Origin of the sequence: Microbacterium sp. NPDC089190 (assembly GCF_040701795.1) — a bacterium.
Taxonomy (GTDB): Bacteria; Actinomycetota; Actinomycetes; order Actinomycetales; family Microbacteriaceae; genus Microbacterium; species Microbacterium galbum.
The window spans coordinates 237,044-262,717 of sequence record NZ_JBFBHF010000003.1 but is presented as its reverse complement, the minus strand read 5'-3'; the positions used below and the strand labels follow the sequence as shown (position 1 = coordinate 262,717).

The window sequence follows — 25,674 nt, the reverse complement described above, 5'->3', positions numbered from 1 at the left end:
GTGACGCGCATCATCTCGGGCCGCGCCGGCGGCACCGTCCTCGACGTCCCCCCGAAGGGCACGCGCCCCACCAGCGACCGGGTGCGCGAGTCCCTCTTCGGCGCTCTCGAGTCCGCGGGCGTCCTCGACGACGCCCGCGTCGCCGACCTGTACGCCGGGTCCGGCGCTCTCGGCCTCGAGAGCCTCAGTCGCGGCGCCGCGTCCGCCGACCTCGTCGAGCTCTCCGCCCCGGCGGCGGCCCTCATCCGCAAGAACGCCGACCGTCTGCGCACGGCGGGCGTCACCGCGCCCGCGCGCGTGCACCGCGCGAACGTCACGACCTACCTCGCGGCATCCGCGCAGGTCTGGGACCTGGTGTTCATCGACCCGCCCTACGACGTCTCGGAGACCGAGATCACGAGCGTGCTCGTCGCGCTCGCGCCGCGGCTCAGCCCGGAGGCGACCGTGATCGTCGAGCGTGCGAAGCGCTCCCCCGCGCCCGATTGGGTCGCCGCCGGCCTCGAGGCCGACCGCGACCGGGCGTACGGCGACACGACGATGTGGTGGGGACGCCCCGCGACCTGACGAGCGCCTCGTCGCACGGTCGACGGGAGGGCCGGGGGACGCGCGCCCCACGCCGTTCGAGCGACAGGAGCGCGCACGGTGGTCACGCCCCGCCGACGGGGACCGCGGCCTCAGCCGCGCCCCGCGTCCCAATCGCGGTACGGGTCCCACCCGCCCGGGCCCTCCCAGGCGCGCCCGTCGACCCGCACCGCGTCGTCGCCCCGGGCGACCACCGTGCCGATGCGACGGCCGTGGGGCTCGGCATCCGGGGGGAACACGACGAGGAACCCGTGGTCCTCTCCCCCGTCCAGGGCGCGCGCCGGCTCATCGCCGAGCGTGGCACTGTCGATCTCGATCGTGACGTCGGAGGCGTCGGCCAGGCGCGTGGCGTCGAGGACGAGACCGTCGGAGACGTCCATCATGGCCGTCGCCCCGGATGCCGCGGCCGCCAGCGCCGCGGCCAGAGGCGGGCGCGGGGCGAGTTGGCGCGACACGGCCCGTGCGTCGAGGGGGTCGAGCGCCGCGCGGGCCTGCGGCGTCAGGGAGACGGGGGCGCCGTCGGCGTCGGTGAAACGCCGGAACAGCACCTCGAGCCCCCTCGCCGCCTCGCCGAGCTCGCCGATCACGTAGACGCCGTCGCCCACGCGGGCACCTGAACGGCGAACGGGGTCGCGCCCCTCGAGGCTGCCGAGCGCCGTCACAGCGATGGTGAGGGTGTCCGAGACGGTGAGGTCCCCACCCTCGACTGCGCAGCCGGGGGCCAGCTCGTCGCACGCCGCCGCGAGACCGTCGGCGAGGCCCTGCACGAACGACACGGGTGTCGCGTCGGGCATCGCCAGCGCGACCAGAAGAGCCACGGGGCGGGCGCCCATGGCCGCCACGTCGGCGAGGTTGACCGCTGCGGCCTTGAAACCGAGCTCGAACGGCGACGACCAGGCCAGGCGGAAGTCGGGCCCGTGCACGAGCGTGTCGGTCGTGGCGACCACGCGCCCGTCGGGCACCGAGAGCACGGCGGCGTCGTCGCCCGGGCCCACGGGCGCGGTCGAGGGCGGGAGGCGATCGAGGATGCCGCGGAGGACCTGCCCCTCGGACAGCTCGCCCACAGTTGTCTCGGGGGTGGTCTCGGCGTCGGTCACCCTCCCACGCTATTAGCCTGGAGGGGTGCCCCGCTCTCCCCGTACCCTCGCGCTGCTGACCGCTCTCGCCCTGCTCCCGGGGCTCGCGGCGTGCAGCGCGACGGTGGCGATGGAACCGGCGAAGGACGCGAACGACCCGGCGTGCGCCGACATCGTCTCGCGCCTGCCGCAGACCATCTCGGGCCAGGAACGTCGATGGACCGACGCCCAGGCCACCGGAGCGTGGGGCGACCCCGCCGCGATCCTGATGACCTGCGGGCTCGAGACGCCCGGCCCCTCGACGCTGCCGTGCCGTTCCTTCGACGGCGTCGACTGGCTCGTCGACGAGTCTCAGGCCGCCGACAACCGCTACACGCTCACGACGTTCGGTCGCACCCCCGCCCTGCAGGTCTACCTCGACTACGAGGCGGCGAGCAGCGGCGACGTCGCCCAGGCGCTCGGACCGCTGATCCGCACCTATCTGCAGCCCACCGGCTCGGTGTGCACCTCGGCGTCCGACGCCACGGCGACCCCCAGCGCCGCGCCGTAGCCCGCCCCCTTCCGACAGCGGACCCCGCCCGGGGGCCACGGCGCACCCATGAGCACCGCGGCGGTGGAACACGGCGACACGCCGCTCACCGGCATCCACTCGCGGTGTGTCAGACCGTCGGCCCGCCGTGAGGCACGGAAGGGGACGATGCGGAGATCGGCAGAGCGCGGAATCCGGCGACGGCCCGCGGAGGGATGACGCGAGCACGACCGCGGGTCGGTTCGCAGACACGCCTCGTCCCTGGCGCTCACCCCCGGCGTGTCGTCTCGACGACCCGCGGTCGTGCGCGGCCGCGGCACCCCGCGACGGGTCAGGCCCTCTCGAGCGCGGCGTCGAGCAGGTCGCTGATGAGGTCCGGGTACGACAGGCCCGAGGCGATCCAGCACGTGGGGAACATCGAGATCGGGGTGAACCCGGGCATCGTGTTGACCTCGTTCACGTAGAACTCGGTGCCGGTGTAGAAGAAGTCCACGCGGGCCAGCCCCTGACCGCCGATCGCCTCGAAGGCCTGGGCGGCGATGCGCTGCATCTCGGCGAGCTCGCCGTCGCGAAGGTCCGCGGGGCAGACCAGGTCGACGCCGGGGGCGTCGAGGTACTTGGCCTCGAAGTCGTAGAACTCGCGGCCCGTGACGACGATCTCCCCCGCCACCGAGACCCGCACCGGCCCGCCGTCGCGCCCGGGCAGCACGCCGCACTCGACCTCGCGTCCGACGATCGCCTTCTCGACCAGCACCAGGCCGTCTTCGGCGAAGGCGGTGTCGAGCGCGGTGTCCAGGTCTTCCCAGCGGGAGACCTTCGTCACACCGACGCTGGAACCCGCCTCGTTGGGCTTGACGAACACGGGCAGGTCGAGCGCCCGCATCCGCCCCTCCCACAGCCCGCGGTCGCGGGCGAGGTCTGCGCGCGTGACGGCCACCCACGGCACGACGGGCACGCCGGCCGCGCGGAGCACCTGCTTGGTGACGTGCTTGTTCATGCCGATCGCCGACATCAGCACGCCGCCGCCGGCGTACGGGATGCCGAGGAGCTCGAGCAGGCCCTGTACCGTGCCGTCTTCGCCGAACCGTCCGTGCAGGATCGGGAGCACCACGTCGACCTCGCCCAGCGAGCGGGTGCCGTCGGCATCCGTCACCGTCCACTCGCGCGACAGCGTCGAATCGGGCAGGCGTACCCGCGTGCCGTTGTCGCGGACCTCGGGCAGCGCGTCGGGGATCAGCGCGAACTTGTCGGGGTCGTCGTCCTCGAGCACGAAGGCGCCGTCGCGGGTGATGCCGACCGGGATCACCCGGAAGCGCTCACGGTCGATCGCCCGCAGCACCCCGCCCGCCGTGGCGGAACTGATCGAATGCTCGCTGGAGCGCCCGCCGAAGAGCACCACCACCACCGGATTGCTCATTCTGCGTCCTCTCGCCCTGCGGCTGGTCGTCGTCTGTGGTCAGGTGCGGGGCGATGTCGCGGGGATCCATCGTCCCGTCGAGCACCATCTTCACCTGCTGCACGATCGGCATGTCGACGCCGACCTGCTTCGCGAGTTGCAGCACGGGCGCGACGGATGCCAACCCCTCGGCGGTCTGCTGCATCTGCGTGACCACTTCTTTGTAGCCGTAGCCCTGGCCGAGCAGCCGCCCCGCGGTGTTGTTGCGGCTGAGCGGCGACTGGCACGTCGCGATCAGGTCGCCGAGGCCCGCGAGGCCCTGCAGGGTCTCGGGCTGCGCGCCCTGGGCGACCGCGAAGTCGGTCATCTCGACGAGCCCGCGGGTGATGATCGAGGCCTTCGTGTTCTCGCCGTAGCCCACGCCGTCGACGATGCCGATCGCGACCGCGATGAGGTTCTTCAGCACGCCGCCGAACTCGGTGCCGATGACGTCGGTGTTCACGAACGAGCGGAAGTACCGGTTGCGGGCGCGCCGGGCGACGGCCTCGGCCGTCTCGGGGCTCAGCGAGCTGATGACCGCGGCCGTCGGCTGCTCGCGCGCGATCTCGAGAGCGAGATTCGGACCGGATGCCACGGCGATGCGCGCCGGGTCGCACTCGAGCACCTGCTCGATGACCTGGCTCATGCGCAGGCCGGTCGACTTCTCGACGCCCTTCATGAGCGACACGAGCGGGACGTCGGTGCGCTCCACGAGCGGGCGGATCGCGGCGAGGTTCTCGCGCAGAGACTGGCTCGGCACCGACAGGTAGATCTGCTCGGCTCCGGTCAACGCCTCCGCCAGGTCGGTCGTCGCCGTCATGGAGCGGGGCAGGTTGATGCCCGAGAGGTAGCGGCTGTTGCGCTTGGACTCGGTGATCTCGGCCGCGAGCTCCGGGCGCCGCGCCCACATGACGACCGAGGCTCCGCCGTCGGCGAGGATCTTGCCGAACGTCGTGCCCCAGCTGCCGGCACCGACGACGGCGACCTTCGGACCCGCGGCCGGCTGCAGGTTCTTACGAGTCAAGGCGGCCCGTTTCGTTCTGCCCGTGCTGAGACGGGTTCCACCGCTCGGTGGGCGCGGGAATGCCGCGGATGCCGGAGAGCATCTCCGTGATGCGGTTCATCAACGCGTCCGTCGCCCGGGTCAGCGTCGCCGGTTGGGTGGGCGCGGCGGCGTAGTCCGACATGTCCATCGCCGGTCCGAACTCCACGATCACCCGCGAACGGCGCGGGAACCGCAGCTTGCCGTAGCGCGGAAGGATCTGCTGCACACCCCACTGCGCCATCGGGATGAGGGGCAGGTCGCCCGCGAGAGCAAGCCGCACCGCTCCCGTCTTGCCGCGCATCGGCCACAGCTCGGGGTCGCGCGTGAGCGTGCCCTCGGCATAGACGATGACGCCCCGCCCGTCGCGGGCGATCTGCTCGGCGGCCTTCATGGACTGGTTGGCGCTCGTCGAGGTGCGGGGAACGGGCACCATCCCCGTCGCCTTGAGCGCCGCACCGAGGACGGGGGCGCGGAAAAGGCTCTCCTTCGCCAGGAAGCGGGGAGCTCGACCGACCCGCCACACCGCGACGGCGACCACGAGGGGATCGAACTCCGAGTTGTGATTGGGGGCGAGTACGAACGCCCCCTCCCGCGGGAGGTTCTCGGCACCACGGATCTCGATGCGGGCGAAGAGCCCGGTGAGGGGCACCACGATCGCCGCGAGCGGCCAGAAGGCGCTCGGGCGGCTCTTCTCGGGGTTCGAGGCCACCGGCGTCAGCCCACGACGTCGAAGTCGGCGTGCAGAGCCGTGAGCTTCTCGAGGAACTTCTCGTACCCACGGCGGATGATGCCGATGTTGCGCACCGTCGACTCGCCCTCGGCTGCCAGCGCGGCGATGACGTAGCTGTACCCGCCGCGCAGGTCGGGGACCTCGACGTCGGCGGCGTGCAGCGGCGTAGGGCCGTTGATCACGGCCGCCTGCTCGAGGTCGCGACGCGGGACGCGACGGTCGGGGCTGTCGATGCCCTTGGGGTGCACGACGATGTCGGCGCCCATCTTGTTCAGCGCGGCGGTGAACCCGAGACGGTTCTCGTAGACGGTCTCGTGCACGGTCGAGGTGCCCGCCGCCTGCGTGAGGGCGACGATGAGCGGCTGCTGCCAGTCGGTCATGAAGCCGGGGTGCACGTCGGTCTCGACCATCACGGGCTTGAGTTCGTCGCCACGACGGAACAGGATGCCGTCTTCGCGCACGTCGAACCATCCCCCGGCCTTGCGGAAGACGTTGAGGAACGTGAGCATGTCCTGCTGACGCGCGCCCTTGGCGAAGATCTCGCCGTCGGTCGCGAGGGCCGCGCAGGCCCAGGATGCGGCCTCGTTGCGGTCGAAGATCGCGCGGTGGTCGTAGCCGACGAGCTTGTCGACGCCCTCGATGAAGATGACGCGGTTTGGCTCGTACGAGATGATCGCGCCCATCTTCTGCAGCACCGCGATGAGATCCATGATCTCGGGCTCGATCGCGGCGTTGCGCAGTTCCGTGACGCCCTTCGCGCGCACGGCGGTGAGGAGCACCTGCTCCGTGGCGCCGACGCTCGGGTACGGCAGCGTGATGTTCGCGCCGTGCAGGCCGTTGGGCGCCGTGATGCGGATGCCCTCGTAGCTCTTGTCGACGACCGCGCCGAAGGCGCGGAGCGCGTCCATGTGGAAGTTGATCGGACGGTCGCCGATGCGGCATCCACCGAGATCGGGGATGAGCGCCTCACCGAGCAGGTGCAGCAGCGGGCCGCAGAAGAGGATCGGGATGCGAGATGCCCCCGCGTGCGCGTCGATCTCCTCGAAGTGCGCGGCGACGGCGCCCGAGGGGTCGAGGTGGAGTGTGCCCTCCTCCTCGCCCTCGGTGACCGTGACGCCGTGCACCTCGAGGAGCGAGCGGACGACCTTGACGTCGCTGATCATCGGCACGTCGCGCAGGGTGCTCGCGGTCTCGCCCAGGAGGGCCGCCACCATCGCCTTGGTCACGAGGTTCTTCGCGCCCTTGACCTCGACCGTCCCCCGCAGCGGGCGCCCGCCGCGGATGGCCAGGGTCTCCGCGGATTCCCAGTCCGGCTGTCCGGGGGTGCGGTCTCCGGAATCGGTGACGAGTGTGCTCATAGGGGGGTGGACCTCACTTCGTGGACGAGGGGCGGCGAATCGATCCGATCGGGTCGATCGGATTCAGCGGACCGGGAGGGTCCGCGGCCGCCATGCCTCGCGGCGCGCCTCGAACTGCGTGATCTTGTCTTCATCGCGCAGCGTGAGCCCGATGTCGTCGAGCCCTTCGAGAAGCCGCCACCTAGTGTAATCGTCGATGTCGAAGGAGACCGTGAGGTCGCCGATCATCGCCGTCTTGGCCTGCAGGTCGACGGTCATCTCGATGCCCGGCTGCGCCTCGATGGCGGCCCAGATGCGCTCCAGATCGTCTTCGGTGATCACGCCCGTGACCAGGCCCTGCTTGCCGGAGTTGCCGCGGAAGATGTCGGCGAACTTCGGGCTCAGCACGACCTGGAAACCGTAGTCGCGCAGCGCCCACACGGCGTGTTCGCGGCTGGAACCCGTTCCGAAGTCGGGGCCCGCCACCAGGATGGATGCCGAGCGGTAGGCGTCCTGGTTCAGGATGAAGTCGGGATCCTGCCGCCAGTTGGCGAACAGCGCGTCGTCGAAGCCGGTCTTGGTGACCCGCTTGAGGAACACCGCGGGGATGATCTGGTCGGTGTCGACGGCCGAGCGCTTCAGCGGGGCGGCGACACCGGTGTGCGTCGTGAACTTCTCCATGTCAGGCCTCCGCCCCGGTCGAAACGGTCTCCGCGGGGAGCGGGTCGAGATCGGCGGGGCTCGACAGCGTCCCCCGCACGGCGGTGGCCGCGGCCACGAGCGGCGACACGAGGTGCGTGCGCCCGCCCTTGCCCTGCCGTCCCTCGAAGTTGCGGTTCGAGGTGGATGCGCAGCGCTCCCCCGGCGCCAGCTGGTCGGGGTTCATGCCCAGGCACATCGAGCACCCGGCGAAGCGCCACTCCGCGCCGAACGCGATGAAGACCTTGTCGAGGCCCTCGGCCTCGGCCTCCAGACGAACCCGCGCCGACCCCGGCACGACCATCACGCGGACGTTCTCGGCCTTCGACCGGCCCTCGATGACGGAGGCGAAGGCCCGCAGGTCTTCGATGCGGCTGTTGGTGCACGAGCCCATGAAGACGGCATCCACCGGGATGTCCTTCATCGGCGTGCCCGCGGCGAGGTCCATGTATTCCAGGGCCCGTTCGGCGGCGGCGCGCTCGTTGGGATCGGCGAGGTCGGAGGGGGTCGGGACCACGTTCGACAGCGACACGCCCTGACCGGGGTTGGTGCCCCACGTGACGAAGGGCTCGAGCTCATTCGCGTCGAGGAACACCTCCGCGTCGTAGACGGCGCCCTCATCGCTGGGGAGGGTGCGCCAGTAGGCGACCGCGTCGTCCCAGTCCTGCCCCTGCGGGGCGTGCGGCTTGTCCTTGACGTAGGCGAAGGTCGTCTCGTCGGGGGCGATCATGCCGGCGCGGGCGCCCGCCTCGATCGACATGTTGCACATCGTCATGCGCCCCTCCATCGAGAGGGAGCGGATCGCGCTGCCGCGGAACTCGAGCACGTAGCCCTGGCCGCCGTTCGCGCCGATCTTGGCGATGATCGCGAGGATGATGTCCTTCGCGGTGACCCCGGGCTTCAGCTCGCCCTCGACGGTGATCGCCATCGTCTTGAAGGGCTTCAGCGGCAGGGTCTGCGTGGCGAGCACGTGCTCGACCTCGCTCGTGCCGATGCCGAACGCCATGGCGCCGAAGGCGCCGTGGGTCGAGGTGTGCGAGTCGCCGCAGACCACGGTGATTCCGGGCATGGTCAGGCCGAGCTGCGGGCCGACGACGTGGACGATCCCCTGCTCCTTGTCGCCCAGCGAGTGGATGCGCACGCCGAACTCCTCCGCGTTGCGACGGAGGGTGTCGATCTGGGTGCGACTGGTGAGGTCGGCGATCGGCTTGTCGATGTCGAGGGTCGGGGTGTTGTGGTCCTCGGTGGCGATCGTCAGGTCGAGACGGCGCACCGGACGCCCCTCGGCGCGCAGACCGTCGAACGCCTGCGGGCTCGTGACCTCGTGCACGAGGTGCAGGTCGATGTAGATGAGATCGGGCTGGCCGTTCTCACCCTTGACCACGAGGTGGTCATCCCAGACCTTCTCGGCCAGGGTGCGGGGGCGCTCCGGAACGTGGATGCCGTCGATCGATGTGCTGCTCATGGTGGCGTTTCTCCTCGGAAGGGGTGTGAGGCCCGCGACGAACTCCGCGACGAGAGAGGCCTAGGACAAGGTCTCGTCGCGGCCGCTAAGGAGGAGGCGAGCGATCCGCACCCGGTCACGATACCACCGGCCGCGACACCCCCTTCCGCGTAACACGGCGCCGCACATTTCGTCGATCCGCGCCGAGGCGTGCGAATCTGACCCGATCCCGAAGGAAGGAGCGCGCCCCATGACCGCAGGTGCCGACACCGGATTCTCGACCCGCCAGGTGCACGCGGGCTCGGCCACCGCGCCCGCCACGCCGCGGGCCACACCGATCTACCTGACCGCGGGGTTCACCTTCAGCGACCTCGACGAATCGGCCGAGCACTTCGGGACCGGCGCCGGCTTCGGGTACAGCCGCACCGGCAACCCCACCGTGCAGGCCGTCGAGGAGCGCCTGGCCTCGCTCGAGGGCGGGGATCAGGCCGTCCTCGTCTCCAGCGGCCAGGCCGCGGTGACCGTGGCCCTGCTCGCCCTCGCCGGCGCGGGCGACCATGTCGTCGTCTCGGAGCACATCTACGAGGGCACGCGCGGACTCCTGCTCGACAACCTCGCGCGGCTGGGGGTCGAGACGACCTTCGTCGACGTCTCCGATCCGGATGCCGTCCGCGAAGCCGTCACACCCCGGACGAAGGCCCTCTTCGCCGAGACCCTCTCCAACGCCCGCAACGACGTGCTCGATGTCGCCGCCGTCGCCGCGGTCGGTGCCGAGCGCGGCATCCCCCTCGTCGTCGACAGCACCTTCACCACGCCGTACCTCCTGCGCCCGATCGAGCACGGCGCGGCCGTCGTGGTGCACTCCGCGAGCAAGTTCCTGGCCGGTCAGGGGGCGGTGCTCGGCGGTGTCATCGTCGACGACGGACGCTTCGACGCCGCGGCATCCGGGCACCTCTTCCCCCACCTGGTGCAGACCGACCGGCTGGGCGGCGCGAGCTACGCCGAGAAGCACGGGCCGCGCGCGCGCGGGCAGTACATCCGCGAGAGCGTGGCGCCACGCTTCGGCCCCTCCCCGTCGCCCCTCAACGCCTTCCTCATCGGCCAGGGCATCGAGACGCTGAGCCTGCGCGTCGAGCGCCAGTCCGCGAACGCGCTGGTGGTGGCGCGGTGGCTCGAGGGGCGCCCCGAAGTGGAGCGCGTCGATTACGTCGGGCTCGAATCACACCCCCACCACGCTCTCGGCGAGCGGTATCTCCGAGCCGGGCACGGCTCGGTCTTCACCGTGACCCTGCGCGGCGGGCTCGAAGCCGCGCGTCACCTCGTGCAGTCGGTACGCCTGATCACGCACATGACGCACCTCGGTGACGTGCGATCGCTCATCCTGCATCCGCAGAGCACCTCCCACTCCGCACGCACGGTCGCCGAGCGCGAGCGGGCCGGCGTGTTCCCGGGCACGGTGCGACTGTCGATCGGCATCGAAGACGTGGACGACATCATCGCCGACCTCGAGCAGGCGCTCGTCGGTGTGCCCTCCCTCGAGCGGAAGACGGTCGTCCTGTGAGCCGCCTGCAGCATTTCGGCTGGTTCCTGGCGCGCGGCTTCGGCCCGCACGGCTGGGGGCACCCGTACCTGCGGTGGAACCACCGATGGACCGAGCCCGGGCTCTACCAGGATTCCGCGCGCACCCTCGAGCAGGCGGGCTTCGACCTGCTGATCATCGAGGACGCGCCCTCGCTCGGCAGCGCCGACACGATCGACCTGCGCGTGCGCCACGCCTTCGGCGGCCCCAAGCACGACCCGCTGCTGCTCGCACCGTACCTCTTCGCGGCGACGCAGCACCTCGGCGTCGTCCCGACCGTCAATCCCGCGGCCTCCCTGCCCTACACCGCCGCCCGACAGTTCGCGACGCTCCAGCACCTCAGCGGGCACCGCCTGGGCCTGAACGTCGTCACCGACACCGGCAGCGCACGCCACTTCTCCACGGCTCCCCAGCTCGGGCACGATGCGGCGTACGACCGTGCCGAGGAGTGGCTCGACGGCATCCGGCAGCTCTGGCGCAGCTGGGGCGAGGGCGCCCTCGTCGTCGACGAGGAATCCGGCGTCTACGCCGACGGCACCAGACTGGATGCCACGCATCACCGCGGCGAGTACTTCGGGTTCGACGGGCCGCTGAACGCCATCCCCTTCACCGACGGCGAGCCCGCCATCGTCTCCCCCGGCGGCTCAGGCCGCGGTCTGTCGTTCGCCGGGCACAACTCGGACGTTCAGCTCGCGCTCGCGCCGCTCGACGAAGCGAGCATCCGCGCGTATCGCGGGCGCATCCACGCCGCTGCCGAGGCGGCCGGGCGCTCCGCCGCCGACATCAAGATCCTCTTCGCGATCCAACCCGTGCTCGTGTCGTCGCCGGAGGAAGCCGACCGGCTGGTGGCGGCATCCGCGGATCCCTCCGACGACGCCCTGATCGCGATCGCGCGCAAGCAGTCGAGCGACCTGGAGACCGACCTGACGGGTCTGGATCTCGACCGCCCTCTCGAGCGCTCGATCTTCGGCGAGCACGTGTCGGAGGGCAGCATCCGGCGCCTCGTCGGGAAGCACGACGCCGACACCCCGCTGCGCACACTCCTCGCTGCGCACGCACGCCTCGGCCGCTTGAACGACGGCTCCGGCTTCGTGGGCACGGCCGACGAGTTCGCCGACCGCATCGAGGAGCTCGGCGAGTGGGGCAACGACGGCGTGCTGCTGTGGGGCGACCTGCACCCGGTCACGGTGCACCGGGTGCTGGACGACCTGGTGCCGATCCTCCGGCGCCGCGGCATCCTCCGCGAGGAGTACGTCGACGGCGGTCTGCAGGCGAACCTGCGCGCGTTCTAGATCCCGGACGTCGGGAGGCCGGGGCCCCGACGGCGGCCGAGCTCCCGCGAGGTGGCTGAGCCTGTCGAAGCCACCGTCCCCCGCGCGGCGGCCGAGCGCCCGCGAGGTCTCTGAGCCCCGCGAGGCGGCCAAGCTCCCGCGAGGTGGCTGAGCCTGTCGAAGCCACCGTCCCCCGCGCACGTCCGGACCCTTCGACCAGCTCAGGGTCCTCCCGGTCTCGCGCAATCCTGCTGCGCCGCCGGATCAGTCGCGCTCGGGCTGTTCCACCGTCGAGGGGGTGCCCTTCTCGTCGGCGACGACCGCTGCAGCATCCTGACGTCCCTCGGCATCCGGTTCCCGGCGCGCCGCGATCAGGCTCGCGACCGTGGCCACCGCCATCGACAGGATGATCACCGCGAGCGAGACCCACGTCGAGATCTCGGGCGCCCACTCGATCGGCTCGCCGCCGTTGAGGAACGGCAGCTCGTTGACGTGCATCGCGTGCAGGATGAGCTTCACGCCGATGAAGGCGAGGATGAACGCGATGCCGTAGTGCAGGTACTTCAGGCGGTCGAGCAGGTCACCGAGCAGGAAGTACAGCTGGCGCAGACCCATGAGGGCGAAGAGGTTCGCGGTGAACACGATGAACGGGCTCTGCGTGATGCCGAAGATCGCGGGGATGGAGTCGATCGCGAAGAGCAGGTCGGTCACACCGATCGCCACGAACACGATGATCATCGGCGTGAACAGCTTCTTGCCGTTCACGCGGGTGATGACCTTCTTGCCGTCGTAGGAGTCGCTCATGGGCAGCACGCGACGCAGCGTCCGCACGATGAGGTTCTCTTTCTGCGCATCGTCGTCGTCGTCGCCCGGGAACGCCTGCCGGATCGCGGTGTAGATCAGGAACAGACCGAAGAGGTAGAAGATCGGGCTGAAGTTCTCGATGATCGTCGCGCCGACCAGGATGAACGCCCCGCGCAGGACGAGCGCGATGATGATGCCCACCATGAGCACTTCCTGCTGGTAGCGACGCGGTACCGAGAACTGGCCCATGATCAGCACGAAGACGAAGAGGTTGTCGATCGACAGGCTGTATTCGGTGAGCCAGCCGGCGACGAACTGGCCCGCGACCTCTCCCCCGGCGACGATCCACAGGACGCCCGCGAAGATCAGCGCGAGAGTGACGTAGAAGACGACCCACAGCGTCGACTCCTTGGGCGCCGGGATATGCGGACGCTTGAGGATGATCAGCAGGTCGGCGATCAGGATGACGACCAGCACCACCAGCGTGATCGTCTGGAAGAGCGGGTCGAGCTGCAGCTCCATCGCGTGGCCTTTCTCCGGGGGAAACGCTCGAGTCTATCGAGCGCCCTTCGTCGGCCCGCGGGTTATGCAAGTACTTCTCATTGCGTGCGTAGTTGTGCGAGACGATCCGCCGCGCGCGGACACCTCTCAATGAGAGAGTGCTCGAAGAGCCTCGCCGGCCGGGAAGGGATGCCGATGACCGACGCCGTGATCGACGACAGATCCCTCGTCGCGCGCGCCGCCGCCGGGTCGGACGTGGCCTTCCGGGAGCTGTATCGCGCCTATGTGCGGCCCGTGTACTGGGTCGCGTTCGGGCTGGTCGGCCACGCCGCGGACGCGGAGGACGTCACCCAGGAGACCTTCGTCGTCGCGTGGCGGAAGATCCCGACGCTGCGCCTGGAGGGCGATTCGCTCCTCCCGTGGCTCGCGACGATCTGCCGCCTGCAGGCGCAGAATCGCCTGCGGGCGCGTCGGCGGCACGGCAGTCACGCCGAACTCGACGCGGACATCCCCTCCATCGTCGACGTCGAAGCGCAGGTCGTGCAGGTGCAGACCGTCGCCGCCATCCTGGCCGCCGTCGACCGGTTGAGCGAGCTCGACCGCGAGATCTTCCGGCTGTGCGCGGCGGAGGGCTACGGGTACGAGGCCGCCGCCGCCTCGCTGGGCGTGTCGCACGGCACGGTGCGCAACCGCCTCTCCCGCATCCGCTCACGGATGCGCGCCACCGCGATGGAGACGGAGACACCATGAGCAGCCCCACCCTCCCCACCCTTCCCGCCGATCGTGTGGATGCCATCGAGACGGCCGTCTTCGGGCGGATCGCCGATGAGCGCGACCGTCGTCGCCGTCGTCGCGGCGGCGTGTGGACGGGCGTCGGCGCTGCCGCGGCCGTCGTCGTGGTGGCCGCCGTCGTGGGCCCCTCGCTCGGCACGACCTCGGGCGTCAGCGGTTCGTCGACCGCCGTGGGAGCAGCCGACAGGGCGCCGGAGAGCGGGACGACCGATCAGTCCGCCCAGGGCTTCGCCGGCGCGGGGGCGGGTTCCGCCCCGGTCGCCCCCGACCAGAGCGGCGCGGGAATCCGGTCGGAAGCCTCCGCGTCGACGGCCACCCCAGGGCGGGAGATCGTCGCCACGGGGTCCAGCACCGTGGCCGTCGACGATATCGGCACCGCCATCGAGGCGATCGGCGACACCGCCACCGCCGCCGGCGGCTACGTCGAATCCTCGCAACTCGGTGACGGCGGTGTCGCGATGCCCCTCGAGGGTGCCACGACCGGCGCGACGCTCTCGTCCGGGTGGATCACGGTCCGAGTGCCCGCGGACTCGCTCACCGGCGTGATGGACGGCCTCGGCGACGTGGGCGAGGTCACCGCGACCAGTGTGACCCGGTCCGACGTCACCGACCAGGCGATCGATCTGCGCGCGCGGGTGGCCGCCGGCGAGGCCTCGGTGGCCCGGCTGACCGAACTGATGGCCCAGGCCGGTTCGGTGTCCGACCTCATCGCCGCCGAGTCCGCCCTCGCGGAGCGGCAGGCTCAGCTCGACAGCGATCGGCAGGTCCTGCAGTCGCTGTCCTCCCAGGTGGCGATGTCGTCGCTGAGCGTGCAGCTGACCGCCCGCACGGCATCCGTCGCCGCCGACCCGGCCGGCTTCGGCGACGGCCTCTCCGCCGGGTGGAACGGGCTCGTCGCGACGCTGAACGGGGCGGTCATCGGTCTCGGGTTCCTGCTGCCGTGGATCGCCGTGGCCGCGATCGCCGCGGCGGTGGTGTGGGGCGCGCGCCGGATCGTCCGCCGCCGCCGCGCGGCACGCGAGAGCTGAAGGGATGCCGCGGAGCCTCCGGGCGGTGGGGCCCAACCCGCGCATGCGGCTCCTCGTCCTACCGAGGTCGCCGACAACGAAGAAGAGCTCCGACCATCCGGTCGAAGCTCTTTTTCGTGTTGGTGACCCCAGCGGGATTCTCCCTCCGCCCCCTCCACGCGCCGCTTCACGGCGCGCGGAGCCTCCGGGCGGTGGGGCCCAACCCGCGCATGCGGCTCCTCGTCCCACCGAGGTCGCCGACAACGAAAAAGAGCTCCGACCATCCGGTCGAAGCTCTTTTTCGTGTTGGTGACCCCAGCGGGATTCGAACCCGCGTTACCGCCGTGAGAGGGCGGCGTACTAGGCCGCTATACGATGGGGCCGCGTCGCAACGTGTTCAAGTATGCACCACGAATGACGCGCACGCAAAATCGGGGCCGAGCCGCCGATATCCCGGGCGTGTCCGGCCACGGTACCGCGATCCGGCGGTCAACGGAAGAGGCGTTAGACGCTGTTCACCTCACGCGCCAGCGCTTGCCGCCCCCTGGCATCCGGGAGTTGGATCGGAGTATGCGCCTCACCAAACACGAACACGCCGCTCTCGTCGTCGTCGAATCCGGGCACACGCTCGTCATCGATCCCGGCAGCTTCACCTCGCCCCTCGAAGACCTGGTGGGTCTCGTCGGCGTGGTCATCACGCACGAGCACCCCGACCACTGGACCCCGGAGCACCTGACGCGACTGCAGAAGGCCCACCCCGACGTGCCGATCTACGGCCCCGAGGGCGTTCGCGACGCCGCTGCCGGGTTCGAGGTGATGGTCGTGAAACCCGGCGACCGGCTCGATCTCGGGCCGTTCCACCTCGAGTTCTTCGGCGGACGTCACGAGGTGATCCACGAGTCGATCCCCGTGGTCGACAACGTCGGCGTCCTCGTCAACGACACGCTCTACTACCCCGGCGATTCCTACGCGGTGCCGAAGCACAAGAAGGTCTCGCTCCTCGCCGCGCCGGTCGGGGGCCCTTGGCTCAAGATCGGCGACGCGATCGACTACGTCCTCGCGGTCAAGCCCGAGCGGGTGTTCACCACGCACGACATGACCCTGTCGGTCGCCGGCAAACAGATGGGCGACGCCCGCCTGACGTGGGCGGTCGAGCAGAACGGCGGCTCCTTCGTCGATCTGAAGCCCGGCGACACGGTCGAGGTCTAGCCGAGGCTGCGGCCGACGGTCCCCGCGCTGTCATCCCGACGGTCGCCGACGTGTCGATAGACGGTGTGTGCAAGATGCCGCTGTCGGACGGCCGCGTCGATGCGCACGCCTGGCCAGGCCGTTATCAGGTGGAGGTCTCCGACCCCACGGGAGTCCTCGAGCGCTCGGAGTCGTTCCTCCTCGCGGTACCGGACGGGACGACGACAGGCCTGAACGGGGATCCCCTCTCGCTTCCGGCTGTTCCGGACGGCGAGCTGGCTCTCGTGCAGTCGGAGGCCACTCCCCTGCTCCGGGCCGCGTTCGGGAGATGCGCCGAGGCCGGCTTCTCCGGACCCTCCTGTCCCCCGGAGCTGCGGGGAGTCGCGCCGATCGAGGTGGCCGCCGCGAGCGACGGATACCTCACGATCGATCGTCTCCTGTCGGAGGACGGGGGGTCCTAGCGGTTCGAATCGGGAACAGGTTCCCTTGCGGTGACGGAGGACGGGTCGCCTGCGACCGTCGAGTTCCGCTTCACCGGTACCGTCTTGCGCGAGGCAGACGGGTCCCTCTCCCTCACCTTCGACTGACCGATCACCGCCCATGACAGAACACCGGATGCCACGACCCCTCGGGGCCGTGGCATCCGGTGTTCTGGTGCGACGTGCTTACTGCGCGTCGAGGTCGGTCTCGAGGAGCGCGACGAGCTCGTCGAGCGCCTGCTCGGCACCCTCGCCCTCGGCCTTGAGCGTCACGACCGTGCCGTGGCCGGCGCCGAGACCCATGAGCGACAGGATGCTGCCCGCGTTGAGGTCGGGACCGCCCTGGGCGGCGATCGTGACCGGGACCTTCTTCTCCTGCACGGCCTGCACGAAGAGCTTGGCGGGTCGGGCGTGGAGGCCCGAGGCGCTGGCGATGGTGGCCTGACGTTCTGCCATGGTGAATCCTTCCGATTCGACGGGGTGTTACGCGGCGACCGTGGCTGCGGGAGCAGTCTCGGCGACGGCGGCGTCCTTGGTGCTGCGGCCGATGCCCTTGAGGGCGACGACGATCAGCGCCGTCACGACGGTACCCGCCACGATCGCGAGGGCGAAACCCCAGAAGGGGTTGATCGCGAAGAAGACGAAGATGCCGCCGTGCGGGGCGAACGACTGCGTGCCGAACAGCATGCTCAGACCACCGGTGATGGCACCGCCCACCATCGACGCGGGGATGACGCGCAGCGGGTCGGCCGCAGCGAACGGGATCGCCCCCTCGGAGATGAACGAGGCGCCGAGCAGCCACGCGGCCGCGCCGTTCTCGCGCTCGACCGGCGTGAACTTCTTGCGGGCGAGAAGCGTCGAGGCCAGGGCCATCGCGAGCGGCGGGACCATACCGGCGGCCATGACCGCGGCCATGATCAGGTACGGAGCCGTGTTGGTCTGCGTGGCGGCGGCGAGGCCCGTGGTGGCGAAGACGTAGGCGACCTTGTTGACCGGTCCACCGAGGTCGAAGCACATCATGAGGCCCAGGATCACGCCGAGCAGGATCGCACCGGCGCCGGAGGCGGCGAGCGAGTTGAGACCGTCGGTGAGGGCGGCCATGAGGGCGGCGATCGGACGACCGAGGAAGAGGATCATCAAGCCCGAGGCGAAGATCGATCCGAGGAACGGCACGATGACGACGGGCATGAGGCCCCGCAACCAGCGCGGCGCGTCGAAGCGGCCGAGCCACCAGGCGATGAAGCCGGCGAGCAGACCACCGATGATGCCGCCGATGAAGCCCGCGTTCATGAGCACGGCGACGGCACCGGCCACGAAGCCGGGCGCGATACCGGGGCGATCGGCGATCGCGTAGGCGATGAAGCCCGCGAGCACGGCGACGATGAAGCCCATCGACGTCGCACCGATCATGAAGGCCACCGAGCCGAGGTATTGGCCGATCGGGCCGAGCGGCGAGGTGATGCCGTCGGTCGGGAGGTCCCACAGCGAGTTCTGGATGATGACGTTCGCGGCGTTCTGCGTCACCTGGTAGCCGCCGAGCAGGAAGCCCAGGGCGATCAGCAGACCGCCACCGGCGACGAACGGGATCATGTAGCTCACACCGGTGAGCAGCCACCGCTGGATGCGACGGCCGACCGACTGCTGGGCCGCCGGAGCGTCGGAGGCGGATGCCGTGGCGGCGCCGCCCTGCACGCGTGCGGCGTTCGGGTTGTCGGACGCGGCGAGGGCCTCGGCGATGAGCTGCTTCGGCTGTTCGATACCGCGCTTGACGCCGGCGCGGACGACCGGCTTGCCCGCGAAGCGCTGCGGCTCGCGGACGTCGACGTCGACCGCGAAGATCACGGCGTCGGCGTCGTCGATCACGCTCTGCGGGAGCGCCTTGTAGCCGCTCGAGCCCTGCGGCTCGACGACGAGCTCCACGCCGTCGGTCTCGGCACCGGCCGCGGTGAGCGCGTCGGCGGCCATGAAGGTGTGGGCGATGCCGGTGGCGCACGCGGTGACCGCGACGATCTTCTTCGTCTTGGTCGCCGTGGCGGTGCGCGCCTCGGCGCGGGTCGCGGCGGGGGCCTCGGCGGCCGGGGCGGACGCCGGCGCGGGGTTCACGGCATCCGTGATGATGCGCACGGCGTCGGACGGCGTCGTCGCTGCACGAAGACCCGACATGAAGCCGTCGTTCATGAGGCTGCGGGCGAGCTGCGACAGCACCGCGAGGTGGGCCTCGTCGGCGCCCGCCGGCGCGGCGATGAGGAACACGATGTCGGCGGGACCGTCCGGGGCGCCGAAGTCGACGCCCGGCGTGAGGCGGGCGAAGGCGAGGGTCGGTTCGGTGACCGACGCGCTCCGCGCGTGCGGGATGCCGATGCCGCCGGGCAGGCCGGTCTCGTCCTTCTGCTCGCGGGCCCACGCGTCGTCGAAGAGCTCTTGAGCGCTCGTCGCGCGGCCCTGCGCGACGACGCGCTCGGCCAGGGCGCGGATCACCGACTGCTTGTCGGTGCCCAGGGGCACGTCGAGAGTGACGAGCTCCGGAGTGATGATGTCGGACATTGTCGTGACCTCCGTGGTCAGGATGTGGCGATGGGGGTGGCGAAATCGGATACGGCGATCGGGCCCGCGGGCAGATCGGCCGGTGTCGGGGCCTGCGTCCCCGGCAGGGTCGCGGCAGCGGCGCCGTAGGCGATGCTGCGTGCGAGACGGTCGGGGGCCGAGGCCCCGTCGAGATCGGCCAGCAGATAGCCGGCGAGCGAGCTGTCGCCCGCGCCGACCGTGCTGGCGACCTGGATCTTGGGGGCGCGTCCGCGCCAGGCTCCCTCGGCCGTGAACAGCAGAGCGCCATCGGCGCCGAGGGTCACGAGAGCGGATGCCACACGGCCGGGCACGAGGGCCGTGGCACGACGCACCGCCTCGGCGAGCACGTCGACGTCGTCCGCGGCATCCTCGCCCACCAGCTCGGCGAGCTCCTCGTGGTTGGGCTTGATGAGGTCGGGGCGCGCGCTCTCGACCACGGCCGCGAGGGCCTCACCCGAGGCATCGACGGCGATGAGCGGAGCGGCGACACCCCACCGCGTGCGGACCGCGGACACGAGATCGGCGTAGAACGACGCGGGGACCCCGGGGGGCAGCGAACCGGCGAGCACGAGCCAGGTCGCGCCTTCGGCCGCCGCGACGACACCCGCCGTGAGGGCTTCGGCCTCGGCGGCGCTCAGCTCCGCGCCGGGGAGGTTGAGCTTGGTCGTCTCGCCGGCGGGGTCGGTGATGGTGAGGTTCGCGCGGGCACGACCGGCCACCTCGACGATGTCGAGGCCGATGCCGGTGTCCTCGAGCAGGACGCGATAGGGGTCGTGGGCGCCGACCGGCACGACCGCGCGGGCCGGGGCGCCGGCAGCCGTGACGACGCGCGCGACGTTGACGCCCTTGCCCCCGGCATCCTCCCGCGACGACACGGCGCGCTGGACCTCGCCCGGGACGAGGGCGTCGGACAGCACGACGGCGCGGTCGGCCGAGGGGTTGGCGGTCAGGGTGACGATCATGCGACACGCACCTCGACGTCGGCGTCGGCGAGGGCGTCGGCCAGATCGGCGGGCGGGGTCGCATCGGTGACGAGGACGTCGATCTCGTCGAGCTGGGCGAAACGCACGAGCAGTTCCTCTCCGAACTTGGCCGCATCCGCGACGAGCACGACGCGGCGGGCCGACTGGATGATGGCGGCCTTCACCGCGGCCTCGTCGGGGTCGGGCGTGCTGAGGCCGAAGCCCGCACTGAGGCCGTTCGTGCCGACGAAGGCGATGTCGGGCCGCAGCTGACCGATCGTGCGGACCGTGTGCGCGCCGACCGCTGCGGCGGTGACCCCGCGGACGCGGCCCCCGATGGTGGTCAGCGACAGGCGGTCATCGCCGGAGAGCACGTGCGCCGCTTCGAGCGAGTGCGTCACGACCTCGACGGCGCCGACACCCGCGACGAGAGCCTCGGGCAGCAGAGCGGCCACCGCGGCGGGCGTCGTCCCCGCATCGAGGAAGACCGAGCCGCGGAAGTCCGGACCCAGCAGCGAGACCGCGGCCGCGGCGATCGCGCGCTTCGCATCGCCGTGACGTTCGCGGCGCTCGGTGAGCGGGGACTCCGCCGTGCTGGCCCGACCGGCGTCGACCGCTCCGCCGTGGACGCGACGGAGGGAGCCGAGGCTCTCCAGACGGTCGAGGTCGCGACGCACGGTCTCCGTCGTCACGTCGAAGCGGCGGGCGAGATCGACGACGCTGACGCGTCCGACTTCGCGCAGTTCGCGCTCGATGAGCTGCTGGCGCTCCATTGCGTACACGGGATCTCCTTCGAAGATTCCCACACAGTACAACATGAACCCACACAGGGCAACAGAATGATCGGATCCAGCGAAGATGCGCGGCGCACCGACACGGCGGAACGCGTCCTCACTGGGAAGGCGCGGCACAGCGGCGCGCGGGCGCGCGGTTCTCCGCCGCTCTCCCCGCGCGACGAACGGGCGGGCCTCGAAGACCCCCGCCCGACACGAGATGACGAGCGGTCGGCGCTTAAGGCGCCACCACGGAGATCGTGAAGTCGACCTGCTTCCCGTCAGGGCCGGTGACGGTCGCAGCCGTCGTCCCGAGTGCGCGGGCGATGAACCCGGGGCGGAACACCGCGCCCTCCGAGGGTCCGCCGGCGGAGAATTCCGCGATCGTCACGTCGGCGGTGGTACCGGTCCACTCCGCCTCGGTGCCGTCGGGGACGGCGACGACGAGCGCGCTCCCGATGGCGACGCGGACATCGGTCCCCGCGAGGCCGTCGGGCGACGCGATGGCGGGCTCCGGCACCTGCTCCCCCGGCGACGCCGACGGAGAGGGCGCGGGGGCGCTTTCGGCCGGAATGACAGCGGAGGATGCCGTGGGCGCGCAGCCCGCGATGACGAGCGGCAGCCCGACCGCCACCGCGGCGACGACGCGCGGCCTCCCCCGTTCGGCGCGCGACGGCGGAGTCGCGGCGCGACGCATGATCACGCGCTCAGTCCCTCGCGCCCTCGGCGGGCGGGACCGGGATCTCGATCGAAGCGATGGGCGCGTCGACGAGCCCCAGCAGACCGGCCGGGGAGGCTTCGGGGTGCTCATCGTCGGGGAGCATCTCGGCGCGCGTCCGCTGCCGCACCGGCTCACCGGGCAGCCCGGCCCACTCGCTCGGTTCCTCGGGTCGCTGTACGAAGAGTCCCATCGCACCAGTGTGGGCCCGCCGCTTCGGCGTGGGCTGGGAGAAACGGAAAAGTCCCGACGATCTCTCGATCATCGGGACTTTTCTCGAAGCTGGGGTACCTGGACTCGAACCAAGAACAACGGAACCAGAAACCGCCGTGTTGCCAATTACACCATACCCCAAGGCGCTGAGCCGGAACTCGTGCCGAGGATCAAGCTTACGTGAGAGCCGCTCCCCTGCCAAATCCCGCCCCGCCCGCGCGCGTCGCGCGGACGAGGACGCTCAGCCCAGGTGCTGCACCAGAGCGTTCAGGCGCCGCAGCGTCTCGTCCTTCCCGAGCAGCTCCATCGACTCGAACAGCGGCGGCGACACCCGCCGGCCCGTCAGGGCGACGCGCGGCGGACCGTAGGCCACGCGCGGCTTGAGTCCCAGTTCGTCGACGAGCGCCGTCGACAGCGCCGCCTGCACACCGGCGGCGGTGAAGTCGTCGACGCCCTCGAGGGCGCGGGAGCATGCCGTGAGCACCTCCGCCGCGTTCGCGGGAAGCCCCTTCAGCGCGTCCTCGGCGTACGACACGTCGGAGACGAAGAGGAAGCCGAGCATGCCCGGGACCTCGCCGAGCAGCTGCACGCGTTCCTGCACGAGGGGCGCTGCGGCGGCGATGATGGCGCGGTGCTCCTCCGACGGCTCCTCCGCGATATACCCCGCGCCCGCGAGGTAGGGGACGATCCGCGCGGCGAAGTCGTCGGCATCCAGCATGCGGATGTGGTCGCCGTTGATCGCCTCGGCCTTCTTCTGATCGAAGCGTGCCGGGTTCGGGTTCACGTCGGCGATGTCGAAGGCGGCGATCATCTCGTCGAGCGAGAAGACGTCGCGATCGCTCGCGAGCGACCACCCCAGCAGCGAGAGGTAGTTGAGCAGGCCCTCGTGGATGAAGCCCTTCTCGCGCTGCAGGAACAGATCGGCCTGCGGGTCGCGCTTCGACAGCTTCTTGTTGCCCGTCTCGCCCAGCACGAGGGGCATGTGGCCGAAGCGCGGGATGAACGTCGTGACCCCGGCATCCACCAGGGCCGAGTACAGCGCGAGCTGGCGCGCCGTCGACGGCATGAGGTCTTCACCGCGGATGACGTGGGTGATGCCCATGAGCGCGTCGTCGACCGGGTTCACGAACGGGTACAGCGGCACTCCGCCGGCGCGCACGAGCACGAAGTCGGGGAACGACCCCGCCGGGAACGTCACCTCGCCGCGGATGAGGTCGACGTAGCTGAGGTCGTGATCGGGGACGCGCAGACGCCACGCGGGCTGACGCCCCTCGGCGCGGAAGGCCGCACGCTGCTCATCGGTGAGGTCGCGGTCGAAGTTGTCGTAGCCGAGCTGCTTCGCGCGGCCGTTGGCCTCATTACGGGCGTCGATCTCCTCCGCCGTCGAGTAGCTCTCGTACACCGCGCCGGCCGCGACGAGCTTGTCGAGCACCTCGCGATAGATCTCATGGCGCTGCGACTGCCGGTACGGCGCGTGCGGGCCGCCGACCTCGACGCCCTCGTCCCAGTCGATGTTCATCCACCGCAGCGCGTCGAGGAGCTGCTGGTAGCTCTCTTCGCTGTCGCGCGCGGCATCGGTGTCTTCGATACGGAAGACGAGCTTGCCGCCGTTGTGCCGGGCGTAGGCCCAGTTGAACAGGACGGTGCGGATGAGACCGACGTGGGGCAGGCCCGTCGGGGACGGGCAGAAGCGGACGCGAACGTCGGCGCCGGTGGCGGTCGTGGTGCGGGGATCGGGCGTGGCAGACATCCCCTCGATCCTACCGGCGGGCGTTACCGGGCCGATGGTCGGCCAGCACCTCCGCCACGACCTCGAGGGCCGCACCGACCGCGGGCACGCTCTCGGCCCCCCGCGCCGTCACGACGTGCAGCGTCCGGGCTTCGGCGGCGGGGAGGCGCGGCACCGCGATCCCGGCGGGGAGGGGAAGGGATGCCACCGCCATGCGCGGCAGGATCGCCATGCCGACGCCGAGCGCGACGAGGTTCTCGACGGCGATGTAGTTGTCGGTCTCGAACGCGATGTCGGGGGTGAAGCCCGCCCGCCCGCAGGCCTCGAGCAGGTGCCCGCGGCACTGGGGGCAGCCCGCGATCCATCGCTCCCCCGCGAGCTGCGAGAGGTCGATCGGGTCGTCGGTGGCGGCCGGGTGCTCGGCGGGGACGACGACGACGGTGTCGTCGTCGCCGAGACGGCGCACCGAGAGCCCGGCGGCGGCCTGGGCGAGCTGCTCCCGGCGGTCGCCGGGGTAGCTGTAGATGAGCGCGATGTCGGCGCGATCCTCGCGCACCGCCGAGATGGCCTCGGGCGGCTCCGCCTCGACGAAGCTGATCGAGACACCGGGGCGGCGGGCCGTGACCGCGGCGATGACGCGGGGCACGACGGTCGACGAGGCGGAGGGGAACGCCGCGATCCGCACGCGTCCGGCGCGCAGCCCCCTCAGCTCCGCGAGGTCGCCCGCGGCGGCATCGAGGGCCGTCGTCACCGTGGCCGCGTGCCGGGCGAGCACCCAGCCGGCCTCGGTGAGGCGCACCCCACGCCCGACGCGTTCGACGATGGGCATGCCCGCGCGCTGCTCGAGGCGCCGCAACTGTTGACTGACCGCGGGCTGGCTGTAGCCGAGGGCACGCGCCGCGGCGGTGATCGATCCGGTGTCGGCGATCGCTTTGACGACCCGCAGGCCGTGGGCGTCGAGGCCCTCGTCGATGTCGCTCATCCGAACACATAAGCAGGATGGATGCTTCTCATGCAACACCTGCCCTAGTGCAATAGGCGCTGACGGACGAACCTGGTTCCATGAGCAGCCTCGCCTCGCACTTCGCCGGCGGCCGCGACTACCTCGCCGCCTGCACCCTCGGCCTACCGTCGCGCGGGACGGTGCGCGCCGTCCGCGCGGATCTCGACGCCGCGGCATCCGGTCGCCCCGACGTCGTCGCGGCCTCGCAGGCAGTGGAGGACGCCCGCGCGTCGTACGCCCGCCTCGTGAGCGCGCCGCGGGGCGACGTCGCAATCGGCTCGCAGACGTCGGTGCAGGTCGCGCTCATCGCCGCCTCGGTTCCCGACGGCGCCGAGGTGCTCTGCGCCGAAGGCGACTTCTCCTCGCTCGTCGCGCCTTTCGCCCACGCGGGTCGAGGCATCCGGTTGCGCACCGCTCCCCTCTCGGAGCTCGCGGCCGCTGTGTCCGCCGACACCTGGCTCGTGGCCTTCTCGCTCGTGCAGTCGGCCACCGGCGACGTGGCGGATGCCGTGGGCATCGCCGCCGCCGCCGCACGCGCGGGTGCGCGGACGCTCTGCGACCTCACGCAGGCCGCAGGGTGGCTGCCCGTCGACGCGACGATGTTCGACGCGACCGTGTGCCACGCCTACAAGTGGCTGTGCTGCCCCCGCGGCGTCTCATTCCTCACCATCTCACCCGCGTTCGCCCACGAGATCCGACCGGTGCAGGCCGGCTGGTACTCCGGCGACAACCCGTGGTCGTCGTGTTACGGAACGGGCGGCGTGCTCGCCCCCGACGCGCGCCGCTTCGACGTCTCGCCGGCGTGGCAGGCCTTCGTCGGCGCCGCTCCCGCCCTGGCTCTGTTCGCCGATGCCGACATCACCGCGACGTACGCGCACACCACGGGCCTCGCCGCGCGCTTCCGCGACGGCCTGGGCCTGGCTCACCCCGAGCGCCCCTCGGCCATCGTCACCTGGCCGGATGCCACCGGCGAAGCCCTCGCGCAGCTCACCGCCCACGGCATCACGGCGTCGGGCCGCGCGGGTCGCGCCCGGGTGGCCTTCCACGTCTTCAACGACGAGCGCGACGTCGACCGCGCCCTGCATGCGCTCGGCGTGCGCGGGATCGAGAACCTCTCGGCCTTCGACGGCCTGGTCTACACGATCTGACCCACTCCCCCGTGCGAGGTGCCGAGAATTGTCGCCTGGTAGGGCTCGAAAGCGACGATTCTCGG

The 25,674-nt window shown here is 71.1% G+C and carries 25 protein-coding genes and 2 tRNA genes; 9 read left to right on the top strand and 18 right to left on the bottom strand.

The window, feature by feature from the left end:
• The gene (gene rsmD / locus AB0230_RS11155; protein WP_363391962.1) at window positions 1-564 is read left to right on the top strand and encodes a 16S rRNA (guanine(966)-N(2))-methyltransferase RsmD; all 564 of its coding nucleotides are present in this window, start codon (window positions 1-3) and stop codon (window positions 562-564) included.
• A 110-nt stretch (window positions 565-674) separates the two neighbouring features.
• Here the strand turns inward: rsmD and thiL are convergent, their stop codons facing one another.
• Window positions 675-1,679, bottom strand: coding sequence for a thiamine-phosphate kinase (thiL, locus tag AB0230_RS11150; protein WP_363579259.1), 1,005 nt, complete (start codon window positions 1,677-1,679; stop codon window positions 675-677).
• A 25-nt stretch (window positions 1,680-1,704) separates the two neighbouring features.
• Between thiL and AB0230_RS11145 the strand changes: the two genes are divergently transcribed.
• Window positions 1,705-2,208: a DUF3515 family protein gene (locus tag AB0230_RS11145; RefSeq protein ID WP_315995497.1), complete on the top strand. Its 504-nt coding sequence runs from the start codon at window positions 1,705-1,707 to the stop codon at window positions 2,206-2,208.
• A gap of 310 nt (window positions 2,209-2,518) precedes the next feature.
• Here AB0230_RS11145 and AB0230_RS11140 read toward each other — a convergent pair whose 3' ends face one another.
• The 6 genes from AB0230_RS11140 to leuC all read right to left on the bottom strand — a co-directional run bounded on the left by AB0230_RS11140 (window position 2,519) and on the right by leuC (window position 8,898).
• A complete protein-coding gene (locus AB0230_RS11140; protein ID WP_366375770.1) occupies window positions 2,519-3,604 on the bottom strand; it encodes a D-alanine--D-alanine ligase family protein in 1,086 nt (361 codons plus the stop codon).
• A complete protein-coding gene (locus tag AB0230_RS11135) occupies window positions 3,504-4,646 on the bottom strand; it encodes an NAD(P)H-dependent glycerol-3-phosphate dehydrogenase (RefSeq protein WP_315995495.1) in 1,143 nt (380 codons plus the stop codon). Before AB0230_RS11135 ends, AB0230_RS11140 begins: the two co-directional genes overlap by 101 nt.
• Entirely contained in the window at window positions 4,636-5,376 is a 741-nt protein-coding gene (locus AB0230_RS11130) for a lysophospholipid acyltransferase family protein (RefSeq protein ID WP_315995494.1), read from the bottom strand. The genes AB0230_RS11135 and AB0230_RS11130 overlap by 11 nt, the downstream gene beginning before the upstream one ends.
• A gap of 5 nt (window positions 5,377-5,381) precedes the next feature.
• Window positions 5,382-6,755: a UDP-N-acetylglucosamine 1-carboxyvinyltransferase gene (murA, locus tag AB0230_RS11125; RefSeq protein ID WP_315995493.1), complete on the bottom strand. Its 1,374-nt coding sequence runs from the start codon at window positions 6,753-6,755 to the stop codon at window positions 5,382-5,384.
• A gap of 63 nt (window positions 6,756-6,818) precedes the next feature.
• Entirely contained in the window at window positions 6,819-7,415 is a 597-nt protein-coding gene (leuD, locus tag AB0230_RS11120) for a 3-isopropylmalate dehydratase small subunit (protein ID WP_315995492.1), read from the bottom strand.
• A gap of 1 nt (window position 7,416) precedes the next feature.
• Window positions 7,417-8,898, bottom strand: coding sequence for a 3-isopropylmalate dehydratase large subunit (gene leuC / locus AB0230_RS11115; RefSeq protein WP_366375767.1), 1,482 nt, complete (start codon window positions 8,896-8,898; stop codon window positions 7,417-7,419).
• A gap of 229 nt (window positions 8,899-9,127) precedes the next feature.
• On the opposite strand from leuC, the gene AB0230_RS11110 reads away from it, so the two are divergent.
• Together AB0230_RS11110 and AB0230_RS11105 are read left to right on the top strand one after the other, a co-directional pair.
• Window positions 9,128-10,438: a PLP-dependent transferase gene (locus AB0230_RS11110; RefSeq protein WP_363391973.1), complete on the top strand. Its 1,311-nt coding sequence runs from the start codon at window positions 9,128-9,130 to the stop codon at window positions 10,436-10,438.
• Window positions 10,435-11,748: an LLM class flavin-dependent oxidoreductase gene (locus AB0230_RS11105; RefSeq protein WP_366375765.1), complete on the top strand. Its 1,314-nt coding sequence runs from the start codon at window positions 10,435-10,437 to the stop codon at window positions 11,746-11,748. Before AB0230_RS11110 ends, AB0230_RS11105 begins: the two co-directional genes overlap by 4 nt.
• A gap of 243 nt (window positions 11,749-11,991) precedes the next feature.
• Here the strand turns inward: AB0230_RS11105 and AB0230_RS11100 are convergent, their stop codons facing one another.
• Complete coding sequence (locus AB0230_RS11100) at window positions 11,992-13,053, bottom strand: TerC/Alx family metal homeostasis membrane protein (RefSeq protein ID WP_366375763.1); 1,062 nt, start codon at window positions 13,051-13,053, stop codon at window positions 11,992-11,994.
• A gap of 174 nt (window positions 13,054-13,227) precedes the next feature.
• Here AB0230_RS11100 and AB0230_RS11095 point away from each other — a divergent pair, with 174 nt between their 5' ends.
• Together AB0230_RS11095 and AB0230_RS11090 are read left to right on the top strand one after the other, a co-directional pair.
• The gene (locus AB0230_RS11095) at window positions 13,228-13,782 is read left to right on the top strand and encodes a sigma-70 family RNA polymerase sigma factor (protein ID WP_366375761.1); all 555 of its coding nucleotides are present in this window, start codon (window positions 13,228-13,230) and stop codon (window positions 13,780-13,782) included.
• A complete protein-coding gene (locus AB0230_RS11090; RefSeq protein ID WP_366375759.1) occupies window positions 13,779-14,852 on the top strand; it encodes a DUF4349 domain-containing protein in 1,074 nt (357 codons plus the stop codon). The genes AB0230_RS11095 and AB0230_RS11090 overlap by 4 nt, the downstream gene beginning before the upstream one ends.
• A 286-nt stretch (window positions 14,853-15,138) precedes the next feature.
• On the opposite strand, the gene AB0230_RS11085 is transcribed toward AB0230_RS11090, so the two are convergent.
• Window positions 15,139-15,214, bottom strand: a tRNA-Glu gene (locus tag AB0230_RS11085).
• Between the two features lie 187 nt (window positions 15,215-15,401).
• Between AB0230_RS11085 and AB0230_RS11080 the strand changes: the two genes are divergently transcribed.
• Together AB0230_RS11080 and AB0230_RS11075 are read left to right on the top strand one after the other, a co-directional pair.
• Window positions 15,402-16,040: an MBL fold metallo-hydrolase gene (locus AB0230_RS11080; protein ID WP_366375757.1), complete on the top strand. Its 639-nt coding sequence runs from the start codon at window positions 15,402-15,404 to the stop codon at window positions 16,038-16,040.
• Window positions 16,041-16,090: 50 nt separating this feature from the next.
• Entirely contained in the window at window positions 16,091-16,480 is a 390-nt protein-coding gene (locus AB0230_RS11075; RefSeq protein WP_366375755.1) for a hypothetical protein, read from the top strand.
• 204 nt (window positions 16,481-16,684) lie between these two features.
• On the opposite strand, the gene AB0230_RS11070 is transcribed toward AB0230_RS11075, so the two are convergent.
• The 9 genes from AB0230_RS11070 to AB0230_RS11030 form a co-directional block, all read right to left on the bottom strand.
• Entirely contained in the window at window positions 16,685-16,954 is a 270-nt protein-coding gene (locus tag AB0230_RS11070) for an HPr family phosphocarrier protein (RefSeq protein ID WP_058623374.1), read from the bottom strand.
• Window positions 16,955-16,981: 27 nt separating this feature from the next.
• Window positions 16,982-19,042 carry a fructose-specific PTS transporter subunit EIIC gene (locus AB0230_RS11065; protein WP_315995482.1) on the bottom strand — a complete coding sequence of 687 codons (2,061 nt, stop codon included), beginning with the start codon at window positions 19,040-19,042 and terminating at the stop codon, window positions 16,982-16,984.
• Window positions 19,043-19,059: 17 nt separating this feature from the next.
• Window positions 19,060-20,025: a 1-phosphofructokinase family hexose kinase gene (locus AB0230_RS11060; RefSeq protein ID WP_363391987.1), complete on the bottom strand. Its 966-nt coding sequence runs from the start codon at window positions 20,023-20,025 to the stop codon at window positions 19,060-19,062.
• Window positions 20,022-20,807 (bottom strand): DeoR/GlpR family DNA-binding transcription regulator, encoded by a 786-nt coding sequence (locus tag AB0230_RS11055; protein WP_315995480.1) that lies wholly within the window; start codon window positions 20,805-20,807, stop codon window positions 20,022-20,024. The genes AB0230_RS11060 and AB0230_RS11055 overlap by 4 nt, the downstream gene beginning before the upstream one ends.
• Window positions 20,808-21,036: 229 nt before the next feature.
• Window positions 21,037-21,501, bottom strand: a complete 465-nt coding sequence (locus AB0230_RS11050; RefSeq protein WP_366375752.1) for a hypothetical protein — start codon at window positions 21,499-21,501, stop codon at window positions 21,037-21,039.
• A gap of 4 nt (window positions 21,502-21,505) precedes the next feature.
• Complete coding sequence (locus AB0230_RS11045) at window positions 21,506-21,709, bottom strand: hypothetical protein (protein ID WP_366375750.1); 204 nt, start codon at window positions 21,707-21,709, stop codon at window positions 21,506-21,508.
• A gap of 89 nt (window positions 21,710-21,798) precedes the next feature.
• Window positions 21,799-21,870: transfer RNA gene (locus AB0230_RS11040), tRNA-Gln, on the bottom strand.
• Between the two features lie 100 nt (window positions 21,871-21,970).
• Complete coding sequence (gene gltX, locus AB0230_RS11035) at window positions 21,971-23,479, bottom strand: glutamate--tRNA ligase (protein ID WP_366375748.1); 1,509 nt, start codon at window positions 23,477-23,479, stop codon at window positions 21,971-21,973.
• Between the two features lie 10 nt (window positions 23,480-23,489).
• Window positions 23,490-24,440 (bottom strand): LysR family transcriptional regulator, encoded by a 951-nt coding sequence (locus AB0230_RS11030; RefSeq protein ID WP_315995476.1) that lies wholly within the window; start codon window positions 24,438-24,440, stop codon window positions 23,490-23,492.
• An 80-nt stretch (window positions 24,441-24,520) separates the two neighbouring features.
• Between AB0230_RS11030 and AB0230_RS11025 the strand changes: the two genes are divergently transcribed.
• Entirely contained in the window at window positions 24,521-25,609 is a 1,089-nt protein-coding gene (locus AB0230_RS11025; protein ID WP_366375745.1) for an aminotransferase class V-fold PLP-dependent enzyme, read from the top strand.
• Window positions 25,610-25,674: the final 65 nt, after the last annotated feature.

Bases quoted from the DNA above. Each gene is read 5' to 3' on its own strand.
- AB0230_RS11090 (WP_366375759.1), top strand. From the start codon at position 13,779: ATGAGCAGCCCCACCCTCCCCACCCTTCCCGCCGATCGTGTGGATGCC.
- AB0230_RS11045 (WP_366375750.1), bottom strand. From the start codon at position 21,709: ATGGGACTCTTCGTACAGCGACCCGAGGAACCGAGCGAGTGGGCCGGG.
- AB0230_RS11030 (WP_315995476.1), bottom strand. From the start codon at position 24,440: ATGAGCGACATCGACGAGGGCCTCGACGCCCACGGCCTGCGGGTCGTC.
- AB0230_RS11060 (WP_363391987.1), bottom strand. From the start codon at position 20,025: ATGATCGTCACCCTGACCGCCAACCCCTCGGCCGACCGCGCCGTCGTG.
- AB0230_RS11100 (WP_366375763.1), bottom strand. From the start codon at position 13,053: ATGGAGCTGCAGCTCGACCCGCTCTTCCAGACGATCACGCTGGTGGTG.
- AB0230_RS11110 (WP_363391973.1), top strand. From the start codon at position 9,128: ATGACCGCAGGTGCCGACACCGGATTCTCGACCCGCCAGGTGCACGCG.
- gltX (WP_366375748.1), bottom strand. From the start codon at position 23,479: ATGTCTGCCACGCCCGATCCCCGCACCACGACCGCCACCGGCGCCGAC.
- AB0230_RS11095 (WP_366375761.1), top strand. From the start codon at position 13,228: ATGACCGACGCCGTGATCGACGACAGATCCCTCGTCGCGCGCGCCGCC.
- AB0230_RS11065 (WP_315995482.1), bottom strand. From the start codon at position 19,042: ATGTCCGACATCATCACTCCGGAGCTCGTCACTCTCGACGTGCCCCTG.
- AB0230_RS11080 (WP_366375757.1), top strand. From the start codon at position 15,402: ATGCGCCTCACCAAACACGAACACGCCGCTCTCGTCGTCGTCGAATCC.
- AB0230_RS11140 (WP_366375770.1), bottom strand. From the start codon at position 3,604: ATGAGCAATCCGGTGGTGGTGGTGCTCTTCGGCGGGCGCTCCAGCGAG.
- AB0230_RS11070 (WP_058623374.1), bottom strand. From the start codon at position 16,954: ATGGCAGAACGTCAGGCCACCATCGCCAGCGCCTCGGGCCTCCACGCC.
- murA (WP_315995493.1), bottom strand. From the start codon at position 6,755: ATGAGCACACTCGTCACCGATTCCGGAGACCGCACCCCCGGACAGCCG.
- leuC (WP_366375767.1), bottom strand. From the start codon at position 8,898: ATGAGCAGCACATCGATCGACGGCATCCACGTTCCGGAGCGCCCCCGC.
- leuD (WP_315995492.1), bottom strand. From the start codon at position 7,415: ATGGAGAAGTTCACGACGCACACCGGTGTCGCCGCCCCGCTGAAGCGC.
- AB0230_RS11025 (WP_366375745.1), top strand. From the start codon at position 24,521: ATGAGCAGCCTCGCCTCGCACTTCGCCGGCGGCCGCGACTACCTCGCC.